This window comes from Pusillibacter faecalis (assembly GCF_018408705.1).
Taxonomy (GTDB): domain Bacteria; phylum Bacillota; class Clostridia; order Oscillospirales; family Oscillospiraceae; genus Oscillibacter; species Oscillibacter faecalis.
The window spans coordinates 234,245-246,898 of sequence record NZ_AP023421.1 but is presented as its reverse complement, the minus strand read 5'-3'; the positions used below and the strand labels follow the sequence as shown (position 1 = coordinate 246,898).

General features: G+C 49.2%; 14 protein-coding genes and 2 pseudogenes. 7 read left to right on the top strand and 9 right to left on the bottom strand.

The features are described 5' to 3' along the window. Nucleotides 1–51: 51 nt before the first annotated feature. Together KJS55_RS15855 and KJS55_RS15850 are read left to right on the top strand one after the other, a co-directional pair. On the top strand, nt 52–612 hold the full coding sequence (locus KJS55_RS15855) for a GDSL-type esterase/lipase family protein (RefSeq protein ID WP_213543828.1): 561 nt from the start codon (nt 52–54) through the stop codon (nt 610–612). Nucleotides 613–778: 166 nt separating this feature from the next. Next, a pseudogene (locus KJS55_RS15850) lies at nt 779–1,400 on the top strand (GNAT family N-acetyltransferase). Between the two features lie 48 nt (nt 1,401–1,448). Here the strand turns inward: KJS55_RS15850 and KJS55_RS15845 are convergent. Further along, the gene (locus KJS55_RS15845) at nt 1,449–1,976 is read right to left on the bottom strand and encodes a TetR/AcrR family transcriptional regulator (protein WP_228300587.1); all 528 of its coding nucleotides are present in this window, start codon (nt 1,974–1,976) and stop codon (nt 1,449–1,451) included. Between the two features lie 136 nt (nt 1,977–2,112). Between KJS55_RS15845 and KJS55_RS15840 the strand changes: the two genes are divergently transcribed. The 3 genes from KJS55_RS15840 (at nt 2,113) to KJS55_RS15830 (ending at nt 5,540) form a co-directional block, all read left to right on the top strand. After that, nucleotides 2,113–3,255: a pectin acetylesterase-family hydrolase gene (locus tag KJS55_RS15840; protein ID WP_213543827.1), complete on the top strand. Its 1,143-nt coding sequence runs from the start codon at nt 2,113–2,115 to the stop codon at nt 3,253–3,255. 387 nt (nt 3,256–3,642) lie between these two features. Further along, nucleotides 3,643–3,810 carry a hypothetical protein gene (locus tag KJS55_RS15835; protein ID WP_213543826.1) on the top strand — a complete coding sequence of 56 codons (168 nt, stop codon included), beginning with the start codon at nt 3,643–3,645 and terminating at the stop codon, nt 3,808–3,810. After that, entirely contained in the window at nt 3,777–5,540 is a 1,764-nt protein-coding gene (locus KJS55_RS15830) for a recombinase family protein (protein ID WP_346345700.1), read from the top strand. The genes KJS55_RS15835 and KJS55_RS15830 overlap by 34 nt, the downstream gene beginning before the upstream one ends. On the opposite strand, the pseudogene KJS55_RS15825 reads toward KJS55_RS15830, so the two are convergent. Both KJS55_RS15825 and KJS55_RS15820 read right to left on the bottom strand, forming a co-directional pair. Beyond that, nucleotides 5,495–5,689, bottom strand: a pseudogene (locus KJS55_RS15825) (manganese catalase family protein); the annotation flags it as partial. The gene KJS55_RS15830 and the pseudogene KJS55_RS15825 sit on opposite strands and share 46 nt — an antisense overlap. Continuing rightward, nucleotides 5,689–6,147 carry a spore coat protein CotJB gene (locus KJS55_RS15820; protein ID WP_187028371.1) on the bottom strand — a complete coding sequence of 153 codons (459 nt, stop codon included), beginning with the start codon at nt 6,145–6,147 and terminating at the stop codon, nt 5,689–5,691. The pseudogene KJS55_RS15825 and the gene KJS55_RS15820, both read right to left, overlap by 1 nt. Nucleotides 6,148–6,461: 314 nt before the next feature. Here KJS55_RS15820 and KJS55_RS15815 point away from each other — a divergent pair, with 314 nt between their 5' ends. Both KJS55_RS15815 and radA read left to right on the top strand, forming a co-directional pair. Further along, on the top strand, nt 6,462–7,043 hold the full coding sequence (locus KJS55_RS15815; protein WP_229600205.1) for an N-acetylmuramoyl-L-alanine amidase: 582 nt from the start codon (nt 6,462–6,464) through the stop codon (nt 7,041–7,043). Further along, nucleotides 7,040–8,407 carry a DNA repair protein RadA gene (radA, locus tag KJS55_RS15810; RefSeq protein ID WP_213543824.1) on the top strand — a complete coding sequence of 456 codons (1,368 nt, stop codon included), beginning with the start codon at nt 7,040–7,042 and terminating at the stop codon, nt 8,405–8,407. The genes KJS55_RS15815 and radA overlap by 4 nt, the downstream gene beginning before the upstream one ends. 402 nt (nt 8,408–8,809) lie before the next feature. Here radA and KJS55_RS15805 read toward each other — a convergent pair whose 3' ends face one another. The 6 genes from KJS55_RS15805 to KJS55_RS15780 are packed head-to-tail and all read right to left on the bottom strand — an operon-like array spanning nt 8,810 to nt 12,565. Next, the gene (locus KJS55_RS15805; protein ID WP_213543823.1) at nt 8,810–8,974 is read right to left on the bottom strand and encodes a hypothetical protein; all 165 of its coding nucleotides are present in this window, start codon (nt 8,972–8,974) and stop codon (nt 8,810–8,812) included. Beyond that, entirely contained in the window at nt 8,971–9,864 is an 894-nt protein-coding gene (locus KJS55_RS15800; RefSeq protein ID WP_213543822.1) for a hypothetical protein, read from the bottom strand. The genes KJS55_RS15805 and KJS55_RS15800 overlap by 4 nt, the downstream gene beginning before the upstream one ends. A gap of 49 nt (nt 9,865–9,913) precedes the next feature. Beyond that, nucleotides 9,914–11,626, bottom strand: coding sequence for a major capsid protein (locus KJS55_RS15795; RefSeq protein WP_213543821.1), 1,713 nt, complete (start codon nt 11,624–11,626; stop codon nt 9,914–9,916). After that, on the bottom strand, nt 11,623–12,090 hold the full coding sequence (locus KJS55_RS15790) for a hypothetical protein (RefSeq protein ID WP_213543820.1): 468 nt from the start codon (nt 12,088–12,090) through the stop codon (nt 11,623–11,625). Before KJS55_RS15790 ends, KJS55_RS15795 begins: the two co-directional genes overlap by 4 nt. After that, on the bottom strand, nt 12,087–12,344 hold the full coding sequence (locus KJS55_RS15785; protein WP_187028387.1) for a phage ORF5 protein: 258 nt from the start codon (nt 12,342–12,344) through the stop codon (nt 12,087–12,089). The genes KJS55_RS15790 and KJS55_RS15785 overlap by 4 nt, the downstream gene beginning before the upstream one ends. Then, on the bottom strand, nt 12,341–12,565 hold the full coding sequence (locus KJS55_RS15780) for a hypothetical protein (RefSeq protein ID WP_187028389.1): 225 nt from the start codon (nt 12,563–12,565) through the stop codon (nt 12,341–12,343). The genes KJS55_RS15785 and KJS55_RS15780 overlap by 4 nt, the downstream gene beginning before the upstream one ends. Nucleotides 12,566–12,654 lie beyond the last annotated feature (89 nt).

Below are 12,654 nucleotides of genomic sequence, written 5' to 3'. Positions count from 1 at the left end.
ACAAGGGGTGTTTCCCCATTATTAGAAAGAGTTTGCTTGAAGGAGAACAGGATGAAAATTCTTTGTTTCGGAGACTCCAATACCTACGGATATGACCCGCGTTCCTACTTTGGCGAGCAGTATCCCGCCAAACACCGCTGGGTGGATCTGTTGGCCCGGAAGCTGGACTGCAAGGCTGTCAATGCAGGGGAAAACGGGCGGGAAATTCCCAGACGGGAAGGGGAGCTGCAGTGCTTCGATCTGATGCTCTCCAATCAGAAACCATTAGATTTTCTCCTTGTTATGCTGTGCAGTAATGACCTGCTGCAGGGAAACTCGGTGGAGGCTGTGGCGCAGCGGATGGAAGCCTTTTTGACGAGGATTCCGTTGGAAAATTCGCAGATCGTTCTGATCGGGCCGCCACGGATACGACCGGGTGCATGGATCACGGATAATCGGCTTCTGGAGGACTGCGTGCGGCTCAATACCGCTTACCAGCTATTGACTGAAAAGTTGGGTGTTCGATTCGTAGATGCCACCAACTGGGACATTGAAGTAACCTTTGACGGTGTCCACTATTCGGAAAAAGGACACCAGACCTTTGCAAAAAACCTGTATCTTGCACTGAAATAATGGGTTCATTCGGCCTGCGGGCCTGATGATAGATATTTATTTTGAAGGAGACTGCTGTTTGAAAAAGAACAACACTTTGGAGAGTGTGGGCTGACCGGGAGGTTTGCCAAACATTTTCCGCAAGCCTCCCAGGATTGAAAGTCAACAATTTTAGGAGGGCAAACCCATGAAAAATGACTACATCATTCGTTTGGAAACAAGCAAAGACCATACCCAAGTGGAGCATCTGGTACGGGAGTCCTTTTGGAACGTGTACCAGCCAGGCTGTCTGGAGCATTATGTCCTGCACTGTCTGCGAGAGGATCCGGCATTCGTTCCGGAACTGGATTTCGTGATGGAGAGGGACGGCGTGATTATCGGACAGAACATCTTCGTCCGCGCATCCATCGCCGCTGATGATGGCCGCAACATCCCTATCCTGACCATGGGCCCCATCTGTATCGCCCCAGAGGTGAAGCGTCAGGTACGGAAAGATCCTTTTGGACTACGCTCTGGAGCAGGCTGCGAAATTAGGTGCAGGCACTGTGTGCCTTGAAGGCAACATTGACTTCTATGGCAAGAGCGGCTTTACCGATGCTTCCAACTACGGCATCCGTTATCACGGTCTGCCGGAAGGGGAGGACGCATCCTTCTTCCTGTGCAAGGAGTTGATTCCGGGGTATCTGGATGGAATTACCGGCGAATACGCAACGCCCTCGGGATACTTTGTGGACGAGGCGGAAGCGGAGGAATTTGATAAATGCTTTCCTCCCAAGGAAAAACTGAAACTGCCGAGACAGCTTTGGTAAACAAATGAATGGACGTGCCCCGCCGAAATTCACGGCGGGGCATGGCTTTTATGCTCGATTATGTGTACGCCACAGTTCATACATCTCTTTTGGCGTTTCCTGCATCCCCCGCTTGAACCACTCATCGATCCAACCATACAGACCATAGGAGAAATACGCCGTTGTATAGGCTACTATATTGGACTGTTCCGGTTTGGGACCGCACGCAGACCGAATGCTTTCCAGAGTCAGATTGGACAGATTTTGCTCATATAGCATGATACATAGTTCTCCGTTGTCCCAGTAGTGCTCAAAAATTGCTTCTACCAGATTGAAATCAGGCTTTTGGATCGCATTGATCCACCAATCGTCCAACAAAGCCTTCAGATGTTTGGTGATCACATCTTCTTTACTTTGGAAATTGCGGTAGAACGAGGCCCTTCCAACACCGGCTTCGTCGCAAATCTGGCTGATCGATATATCACTCAAACGGTTGGTCTGCATCAGCTTCAAAAGGGCATCTGTGATATGCCTGACCACATAAAGATTTCTCCCCTCGTTGCTCATTGCTGATACAGTTTTATCTGTTTGTCTCATTTTCTGACCCCCCATTGACGAGCTTCTTTTCTGCTGATACAATCACATCGCTGATACATTTGTATCAGCATATAATACCAAATCAAAAAAGTCAAGGACAACTGCCCGAATAAGCAGTGCATCAAGGGGATCACGGATGAAACGAATCATAAAAACAATTTTTAAAATACTTGCCGTCATTTTTCTGGTGCTCATACTTATTGCTGCAGGCATCTATTTCTTTGTGCTACAATATCCCAATCTGAAAGAAAACCCCAAAGTTGATAAGTGGTATCGCATTACCACGGATGAAATGAAAACATCCGAGGGCGATCCTTATCGAGCCTTTTTCAAGAAAGGCTCCGAAAATAAAGTCATGGTCTATTTTTCGGGCGGCGGTGTCAGCATAAACGAAGAAGCGGCAAGAAGCGATACCTATTTTACCTCTGAAGTCGGCATTGATATGCTTGCCAATGTCACGATGAACATGGGAGGTCTTGCATCTGATATAGAGGGAAGTCCTTTTGCCGATTGGTGCATCATTCTGCTCCCTTATGCAACAGGGGATTTCCACGCGGGAACGGGGGAGTTCCATTATACGGATACCGACGGAACCGAGAAGATCCTGTACCATAACGGATATATCAACTACTCCGAAACCATGAAAAAGGTTCTTGCGCTGGCCGGAGTCGACGATCCGGACACGGTCGTTGTTACAGGATACAGCGCAGGCGGTTTCGCTGCTGCACTGCTGTCGGATGATGTATTCACAAACTATTTCCCCAACGCACGAAGCAAAAATGTTCTGGTCGATGCCGCGCTTCTCCTGCACGATGATTGGCACAGCATTGCAACCGATGTTTGGGAAACTCCAAAGGAGATCTCGGATAAATTGGTCAGTAATAACCTGACATTGGACTGTTTGAAATCTCTGCGCGAAAAATATGGAGAGGATATCCATCTCTTATTTGATTCCTCTACCAGAGACGGCGATTTAGCAAAAGCACATGCGGGGATAGGTGCCACAGAGGTCACAGAGAAAGACGCAGACCTTTATCAGCAGATTCTAAAAGAAACCATTCCGCAATTTCAGGAAATCGGCGTAGGCGTGTTCATCTGGGACGACATTCCCTGGTACGATGATCCCCGGAATTTGACCTCACATACGATCATAGCAACCCCTGCAGTATGGCTTCCTTTTGAAGAACAGAAACAATCTGTGACAGGCTGGCTGGCAGATGCGATCAATGGAAAAATAATGGATTATGGCATTGATCTGGTAAATAAAACTTACGACTAAATAAAACGAGGCACCACAGGATCTCTAAAAATCCTGTGGTGCCGTTTCGTTAGAGGAGAACGGCATGGCCGCCCGAGTTTCGGGTGGCTTTTTTGCATATCATTTGTAAACATTTTGTAACAAATGCTATATTGCTCTGAAAATTGTCCCAAACGGCCCTTTCAAAACGGGATAGTTAATGAAAGGGAATTTTCCTTTCAAAACTGAATGACCGTCCGGATGAGATACTGTTTCGGGAAAGTCTGCCGTGACCTGCGAAAGCCGCAGCAGACCAAGGACAGAACTACGGCGTCCCAAGGCAGGGAGGCTAGGAACCGCATCCGGGAAAAACGGCAATCAAATTCACCGCAGTCAGCGCATAAACCTATTGAGAAGGGAGGGAGCAGGATGCCAAAATACGCGGAGTTTCTGAACTGCACCGGCACACCAAAGGCGGAAAAAGCCTTTTTACTGGAATATCAAAAGGCCGTCCTGCTCACCTTGCAAAAGGAGGGGATCATCGACCAGTTCCAGTTGGAGGAATGCATCAAAAAAATGGAATTACAATATCGGTAAAGGAAAATTACATAATAGAAATAACGAGGTTCGCACATTCGACAAATACCGCTTTTTGCGCTACTCTGACCCGGAAAGGAGGGATTTTTATGATTCAGGTTGCGGCCTATTGCCGTGTATCCACCGACAAGGAAGATCAGGCCAACTCATTTGAAACCCAGCAGCGCTATTTTCGGGAATGGATCGATCGGAACCCGGAGTGGATGCTGCAGGAGATCTACGCCGACGAGGGCATCTCCGGTACCAACACCAAAAAGCGAACCCAGTTCAACCGCATGATCCGGGCAGCTCGGGAGGGCAAAATCGACCTGATCATCACCAAGGAGGTCAGCCGTTTTGCCCGAAACACCGTGGATACGTTGGAGTACACCCGTGAACTGCGAAAGCGCGGGATCGGGGTGCTGTTTCTCAATGACAACATCAACACCATGGACGCGGACGGAGAGCTGCGGTTGACCATCATGTCCTCCATTGCCCAAAACGAGAGCCGCATGACCTCCGACCGGGTAAAATGGGGGCAGAAGCGCTGTATGGAACGAGGCGTAGTGTTCGGCGGCTCGCTTTTGGGCTACGATGTCGTGGGTGGTAAAATGAAGATCAATCCGGAGGGTGCCAAAACCGTCCGCACCATCTTCCACAAGTACTTAAACGAACGAAAAGGCTCTGGCGTGATCGCCAAAGAACTGCGAGAAGAAGGCATCCCGTCCAGCCGAGGCAATCTCAAGTGGACGGCACCCACGGTACTGAAAATTCTGAAAAACGAGAAGTACTGCGGTGATCTCATCCAGCAAAAGACCTACACTCCGGATTACTTAAGCCACGAAAAGAAGTACAACAAAGGTCAACTGGATTTTGTGGTACTTCGCGATCACCATGATCCCATTATCGACCGGGAGACTTGGGAGGCCGTCCAACGAGAGATGGCACGACGTAACATCGGAGACAGCCAGAAAAGCGGACACGGCAACCGTTATCCGCTCTCCGGCAAGCTGAAATGTGCCGAATGTGGCAGCAGCTTCATGTCCCGGACAAAAAAGAACCGCAGCGGTGTGCCCTATAAGATCTGGCGCTGCGGCAAGGCCACCACCGAGGGCAAGCTGCACACCGACGCGCAGGGCAATCCCATGGGCTGTGACGTGGGACGGCAGATTCGGGAAGATGTTGCTATGGACATTCTAAAGCGTGCTGTGGCGGCCGTAGAGCTGGACAGGGAAGAGGTCATCCGAAACCTCTCCCGCATCGTGGAGGGCGTTCTGAAGGACAGCAGGGACGACGGCAGTGCCGACCTGAAGCGGCTGAACCGTGAACTGGAAGGGGAGAAGGAGAAGAAGCAGCGGGCGCTGGAGGAATTCTTTGACCGTACCATCTCCAAAGCGGACTTCCAGTTCATGAACGAGCGCTGCGACCGAAAAATCGCCCAGATTCAGGAGCAGATCGCCGTGATCGAAAAGCGGCGCAAGCTGGATACCCAGACTACCGGTGTGAAAAAGGACGTTCGGGAGGCCATCAAAAGCATCGTAAAAGGGGAGAGGGACAGCAACGATTTCTATGGCCGTCTGTTACACCACATGACCCTCCACAGGGACGGAAAAGTGGAGGTTTCCCTGAATTTACTGCCTGCACGGTGGTATTTTGTACTGGACGGCCTTGCGGAGTATGAAGTGCAAAAGGCGGTTCAAAGCGCTTCCGCGGTACCAATATCGGTTAGCAGGCCCTTCAACTCTGGATAAGGCATGGAGTACCGCTGACTTAAATACCGCAGGGAGGCCCCCAGTTCACCGTCTGGACCGCCATACTGGGAGATGATGATGGAGGCCAGCTTCGGGTTGGTATTTTTAATTTTTACCGGATATTGGAGCTTTTTCTCATAAATAAACATCAGTCGTTCCCTCCTTCGTCCCACGGCCAGGGGTCTTTCAGCCAGGCATAGCCGTCCTCCGGCGTCAAGTCAGTTTGAAGCAGGGGACCATACATTTTCTGGTATTTTTCCCGACCCTCTTTAGCCAGCTTGATATAGGACCAGTAAAGCTGCAAAACCTCTTGGTCGTTAGAGTGTGTTACCAGATACAAACCCAGCTCGTCAATCGCAAAGTCCAGAGCCATCAGCTCCACCAATGCCGTATTTGCCATCTTGGTTTTCGCCTGAATTGCTGCCTTAAACGGCAGGTCCAGGCCGGGGAATAACGTACCTGTCTGCAAGGCTTCCATGCGGCTGAACCGGACGGGGTTTGGTTCCTGCATGGGAATATAGGGAAACACCAGAGATGCGCAGCAGCCGGGGAGGGAGCCCTGACCTACACCACAGTTGTTCTCAGGCGTCTGATTCGGTTTTTCCATCTGCAATGTGTCCTCCTTGGAAAACGTAGCGCACAGCCACAACCCGCGCGCTCAATCCATCTTATGCAGCAAGGAGGGAAGCTGCCCTTGATTTTAAAATGGAGAATACATATAATAGAGCATATGGGATAGGCTGTGGGGCATACGCTCTATAGGGGTGTTTTCAGATGTTTCTTGTGATTCGAAAGCCATGGCTTTGGGGCGCCGGCCTTTTCTGTTGTTTTTTTCTAGGATTGGCCGCTGTTTTATGGAGTGGACACCAAACTCCGGTAGCAGCTTTTTCTACGCAGAAGGAAGGACCCATCACGGTTGTCGTGGACCCAGGCCATGGCGGAGAGGATGGCGGAGCCAGTTCTGCTGATGGCGCATTGGAAAGCCATATCAATCTGGCTGTAGCAACGCGGCTGTATGATATGCTGCGCTTCACAGGCCAGCGGACTATCATGACCCGCTCCACGGAAGATGCAATCTATACAGAGGGTGACACGATCCGGGCGCGGAAGGTCTCAGACACACACAATCGTGTGTCAATTGTGAACCATGCAGAAAATGCAGTTTTGCTCAGCATTCACCAAAATAGCCTCCCTTCCTCACCGGCCACGCATGGAGCCTTTGTGTTCTGGAACCAGGAGGCGGGGGCTGAGGAGCTTGCTGGAGTGATGCAGGATACTTTGAACTGCACCATCAACATTGGGCATGAGAAGCGGGCAAACCGTGTCCCAGGCACCATTTATCTCATGGGGCATGTCACGGCGCCCGGCATTCTGATTGAATGCGGTTTTCTCTCCAACGCAGAGGAAGCGCAAAGGCTCCAGCAACCGTCCTACCAACTGAAATTGGCCACAGTGATTACCGCCGGATATTTGAACGCTTTGGCCGGAGAGGAAACAGCATGAAACAAAAGACGATGTTCTATTGCACTGAATGCGGAAACGAGACGCCAAAATGGGCAGGGAAGTGCCCCGCATGCGGTGCGTGGAATACCATTGTAGAGCAACCCGCCCGCATCGGCGGGAAAGAACAGAGAAAGAGTGGGCATCCCCTACAGCCGTTACGCAGACCTCACCCGGTCACAGAGCTGCAGGGGAGTGAAGAACTCCGCTTTCCAACGGGGATGGGGGAACTGGACCGTGTTCTCGGCGGAGGAGCCGTTCAAGGTTCCTTGGTGCTGGTAGGCGGAGCACCCGGCATCGGCAAGTCCACGCTGATGCTTCAGATCTGCAGCAAGTTGTGTGAGACATCGAAAGTTCTCTATGTATCTGGAGAGGAGTCCGAGCATCAGCTCAAGCTGCGGGCACAGCGGCTAAAAGTGGAGAGTGACTGTCTGTATGTCCTCTCTGAGACAAATCTAGGAGAGATCCTGGAGCTTGTTGCAGAGGAAAAACCAGATGTGCTAATTGTAGACTCTATCCAGACCCTTTACAATGATGCGCTAGAATCTCCGGCGGGAAGCGTCAGCCAGGTCAAGGATTGCACCATGTCCCTGATGCAGATGGCGAAGGGGCAGGGGGTTACCGTATTTGTCATTGGGCATGTGAATAAAGAAGGGGCGATCGCTGGCCCCAAGGTTTTGGAGCATATGGTGGACTGCGTTCTCTATTTTGAGGGAGATCAGCACACCACATACCGAATTCTTCGGGCAGCAAAGAACCGCTTTGGCGCTACCAATGAGATTGGTGTCTTTGAGATGCGGGATGTGGGCTTGGCGGAGGTGGAGAACCCATCGGAGATGCTCCTCTCCGGCCGCCCGGAGGATGCGCCAGGTACCTGCGTCACCTGTGTGATGGAAGGGGTGCGCCCGGTGCTGGCGGAGATTCAGGCTCTAGTGGGAACGGCCAGCGCTGGGAATCCCAGGCGCACCAGCAATGGATTTGATTATAATCGTGCTTCTATGTTGTTGGCAGTACTGGAAAAGCGCGGGGGGCTTAAAGTTTCTGCCTGTGACGCATACCTGAATATTATCGGCGGGCTCTGGTTGGACGAGCCAGCCGCCGATCTCGCTGCAGTGGTAGCGCTGGCCTCCAGCTATCTGGACAGGTCTGTGCCACATGATTTGGTAGCGATTGGGGAGGTGGGGCTGACTGGAGAGCTCCGCATGGTCAGCCAGTTGGAACAGCGGATTTCTGAGGTACGTCGGCTAGGATTTAAACGATGTTTGGTTCCGGTCCATCGGACGCTTCCGGAATTTCCAGGCCTGCAGCTAATCCCGGTTCGGAATATCGGTGAGGCGATCCGAGCCGTGCTCCGTCCCTCGGGATAAAATGGACACAGGCGCCGCCAAGCGCGGGCATGCCGGCAGCTGCAGCGCTGTCTAGTGTACATAAGCCTTCAGACTGGTAAACACATTCACTGGTACATGGAATCAAGCTCATACGAACACCATCCGTTCCTGTTGATCTTGCAATTAGCTTGACCCGGATTCACGATTTTATGATTTACAGTAGAAAGGGGGTTTGTGGATATCTTATTACAATTGAGCAAAATAATACAATTGTTCAGTTATCAATTTTTATACTATTTTTTTAGTTAATTTATATATATTTTTTTGTTTCTATTTTAGTTCACGGGAGTATAGTTTTTAGTCTTTATCAGCTAACCGCGCGGTGCTTGGTGTCACTCGGCACCATTGACATCAAGAGAGGTCAATGGTGCCGAGTGTTTTTCAGCTCCTATCGGGAGACTGATCTTTATTTACAATGAAATAATCTTTCTTTTTAGTACGATCACGGAACCAGGAACCAATATACCATAACAAACGAATGACCAGCAAATAAGGGATTCCATAAACAAACAATAAAATCACAGAAACAATTTCAGAATTAGTCATCCAAATAAAATCTCCTTTGCATTTTTTGAACGATAAGTGCCCTTATAATCTTTACTATACTCTTTAGTCCTCTTATCAACAGAGCGAGCCCAATCAAGACCAGAACTGACAGCGCCAGAAACACCTTCATCACCAGTTAAAGCAGAAGTAACAGCAGAAATTAAACCATACATACTAGAGGGATAATTAGCAGCAATATACTTTTGCATATCACTTCCATAACGCATAGCGGAAGCACTAGCATAAGAGCCCTTCAAATGCTGATCTGCGGAATAACGAGAAGCCGCAGCTGCTACCTCAGCAACAATCTTTTGCATAGCGGTATATTTTTCCGCAACAGCTTCTTGAGTACGAGCGGAGACGTTAGCGGCTTCAAGCTGCGTATTAGCCGCTAGAATGCTTCCTAAGAGATTCACAATGGCACCCGATGCGGAGGTATCGGCATCGCCTTTCGCACCAGCAGAAGTCACGCCAGAGGCCGTAGCACCACTTCCAACAGATGCACCGTTGCCATTCATAGCAGACAACACAGGATTCAGGCCAGCGGCCATCAAATCTTTTACCTCACGTTGATGCGCAGTATTAGACATATACTCTTGCCAAGCACGATTTTTTGCGGCTTCCGTAGAATTAAACTGCATAGCCTTAGCATTTTGCGCTTCCTGCCACTCTCTTTGAATCGTAGCCTGCTCGGCATTAAAAGCAGAATTAGACTGAGCAATACCTTGAATCCGTCCAATCTGATCAGCGGCTTGATTAGCGGCGGCAAAAACGGCACTAGAACGGCCGGAAGAGCCACCGGTAGAAGAAGTATGACCCTGGGGTAAAAACTCCTGTGCAGAGGCCATACGAGCGGCTTTAGAGGCACTATAAGTAATCGGTAATGCCATTCTATATCAACTCCTTTATTTATGTCAAGAGGGGCCGAAGCCCCTCTTTTTAGTGATGATCAATAAGACCGGGAATAGAATACATCGGCATAGGCCGGGTGCAATAATTCTTCACATAGATATCAGCAAAGAACTGATTAGCCAGATCGGAAGAAACAGCAAGTACACGATCAATGGTCTTTCCATCTTCCTGAATCCATTCGGCAGACAAAGAAGGTAGCTTGGAGTAATCGTCAGCCAGATGCCACACATCGAGAGATTGAGCGTACTGGGAGCGCATTTCACCGGTAACCTGATTAGGCTTGTACCGATACTCAGCCCATGCTTCTTGATAACCAAAAACTTCATCGTCAGTGTCGTTACCCTGAGCGTAAATCTCCTTATTCTTGATAGCCTGCTCACCGATATTTGCAAACACCGGCCAATAGTAATCAAACTTATCCTTGCGGCTCCACAAGCGGTTAAGGCCCTGCTGATAGGTATGGTCATAACGGGCAACCATGACGCCGATAATAAAACCATGCTCCGTGAAAGACTTGGTAAAGTCGGAATGGCTGTCAGTAGTAAGAGACATACCGACAACAGTACCTTGCGGAGTATTCACAGATTCACCAGTACCAGACTGCTGGATAACCTGATTCACGTTGATGGGAGTGCGATTACCGCCAAGATATTCAGGACGCTGCAAACGGGCATCCGGGGAAGTCACACCAAAGAAGCTCCGCACAACCTCAGTATAGCGGGAGCCACCACGAGCCTGCTTCTCGTAGAATTTCTGAATCTGGAAAGCAAGGCGGAGCTGATTGATAGTTGCAACAGCCGCATCACCAGAATCAAGAGCCCAAAGATTATTAGGGATGATCTTATTAGCAGAACCATTAAACTGACTATTTGTAGTAACAACGCCAAAAGACGAATTTTGAGCAGTTGGGTCACCAATAGCACCACTATTGCCAGTATTTCCACGCAGTTGATTTACTTGTCCAGTCCATTGCTGGCCAGCATTATTAAAAGTAGCAGTATAGGGAACAAAAGTCAAACCAACACTACCGGGATTCGGGACAGTATTAGACTGAGCAACAACAGGATAAGGACCAGCAGTACCAACAGGAATAGTCACATCCGGTCCTTTCTGAGGAGCAGGAAGGGCAGATGTAAAATAATCGTGGTATTTGCAGGCGATGTAAGGTAAACCGCCTTTCGCTACATCAGTGACAAAAGTTCCCGTATTAACACCAGCCACGGTAGAATCGTCAGTAGGAACAACCAAAGGGTCTTGCAAGTTTTCATCACGGAACCACTCATTCATGATAAGAGCATAAGCCCTAAAGGGCAGAGCAGAAACAGACAAACCAGAAACGCCTGTAGGAACACCAAAATAATCTGCAAGGGTACCGACTTGCCAACCACCTGCCGGAGCAGTAATTTGAGGAATCGAATACTCCGTCTCAGGAATCCATGCACTTTCTGTGTTCTCACCACAAAACTCCTTCCAGTGATCCCATACCAAACGGTTGGGCACAAAGAAATAATAAGTATCGAGATAAACATTATCCATCATAGGAGTGAGCAGGGTCTGCATACGTACCACACGGGACGTTTTCACATTGAACGTATCTCCGGGAAGAACCTCTTCCAAAAAGAAGGGGACAATATTACCGGCATTGAAAGACGTTTTCAGGCTGGCAGAGCGGTCAAAGCGGGAACGCTGGATATCTACACGAGGCAGAAGGGAAAAATGGGATTCTGTATTGCGATTCATTCTGTAACCTCCTTAGCAGGCTCAGGCTGTTCAGGCTCAGAAGCCGGCTCAGCCTTAATACCGAGACGATCAAGAAAATCTGGTTCACCAGAAGCGGCAAGAAACTCACTGAAAGAATGGCCGAACTTTTCACGGGTCTCAACAGGGAGGGCCATGAACTGCCGTTCCATTTCATTCATGTGATTCAGGGCTTCGGCATAGGTCTTGGGGAAGTCCAACACATCACCGAAAAAGCCTTGCTGTTTGGAAAGAGCTTCCGCATCACCATTCGCATACCGCTTCATGAGTACATGGATATCAACGCTTTCCGCATGGGACTGAATTTCATCATACAAATTGATCTCTCCGGTCTCCTCAAGCACCACACGACCTTTTTCATCATAGTGGCCGCCATAGGTCTTATGAATCCGGGAACCAGGCTCACAGGTCACACGCTGCCGATCATACTGCGTTCTAAACATCATTCGTCTTCCTTTCTCAGACACACAGTAGCGTCACAAATGAACTGGGGAGGGAACTCCGGCATAATTTCACCGGTCTCATTATCAAAAGAACCAACACGATAAAGACCGAAGTCATTCGGATGGGACTTCATCAAAGAATCCGGATGCCGTACAGCATGCTCAAAATTCCGCATAGCAGAAGCATTATTAAAATCAACGGTAGGGAGCATAAAGGTGGTCTTGGCGTCCCTGATAACATAAATTCCATAAGTCATTTCAAATACCTCCAAAAAATATCACTGGCATGCGTAATACAGCGAATATCATCCAAAGAGTAAACACGGGAAAAAGGTACACTCTCATTCATCCGATCAAATGCACAAACAGCAAATAAATTCGGGTCTTGCTCCATACGCTTAATAGAAACACCTTCAAAACCAAGACGAATCATAAATTTACGAAAAGACCGAACCTCATGCGGCTGTGAAGGTTTCATAACCTAATACCTCCACGGAAAATCTTCGGAGCAATATTGATCTTCTTGCTCTTGGCAGCAGTACGAGTAAACACCTTCTTGTCCTTCTT

Excerpts from the sequence above, each read along its gene's own strand:
- KJS55_RS15855 (WP_213543828.1), top strand. The coding sequence starts at position 52 with ATGAAAATTCTTTGTTTCGGAGACTCCAATACCTACGGATATGACCCG.
- KJS55_RS15845 (WP_228300587.1), bottom strand. The coding sequence starts at position 1,976 with ATGAGACAAACAGATAAAACTGTATCAGCAATGAGCAACGAGGGGAGA.
- KJS55_RS15840 (WP_213543827.1), top strand. The coding sequence starts at position 2,113 with ATGAAACGAATCATAAAAACAATTTTTAAAATACTTGCCGTCATTTTT.
- KJS55_RS15835 (WP_213543826.1), top strand. The coding sequence starts at position 3,643 with ATGCCAAAATACGCGGAGTTTCTGAACTGCACCGGCACACCAAAGGCG.
- KJS55_RS15830 (WP_346345700.1), top strand. The coding sequence starts at position 3,777 with ATGCATCAAAAAAATGGAATTACAATATCGGTAAAGGAAAATTACATA.
- KJS55_RS15820 (WP_187028371.1), bottom strand. The coding sequence starts at position 6,147 with ATGGAAAAACCGAATCAGACGCCTGAGAACAACTGTGGTGTAGGTCAG.
- radA (WP_213543824.1), top strand. The coding sequence starts at position 7,040 with ATGAAACAAAAGACGATGTTCTATTGCACTGAATGCGGAAACGAGACG.
- KJS55_RS15805 (WP_213543823.1), bottom strand. The coding sequence starts at position 8,974 with ATGACTAATTCTGAAATTGTTTCTGTGATTTTATTGTTTGTTTATGGA.
- KJS55_RS15800 (WP_213543822.1), bottom strand. The coding sequence starts at position 9,864 with ATGGCATTACCGATTACTTATAGTGCCTCTAAAGCCGCTCGTATGGCC.
- KJS55_RS15795 (WP_213543821.1), bottom strand. The coding sequence starts at position 11,626 with ATGAATCGCAATACAGAATCCCATTTTTCCCTTCTGCCTCGTGTAGAT.
- KJS55_RS15790 (WP_213543820.1), bottom strand. The coding sequence starts at position 12,090 with ATGATGTTTAGAACGCAGTATGATCGGCAGCGTGTGACCTGTGAGCCT.
- KJS55_RS15785 (WP_187028387.1), bottom strand. The coding sequence starts at position 12,344 with ATGACTTATGGAATTTATGTTATCAGGGACGCCAAGACCACCTTTATG.
- KJS55_RS15780 (WP_187028389.1), bottom strand. The coding sequence starts at position 12,565 with ATGAAACCTTCACAGCCGCATGAGGTTCGGTCTTTTCGTAAATTTATG.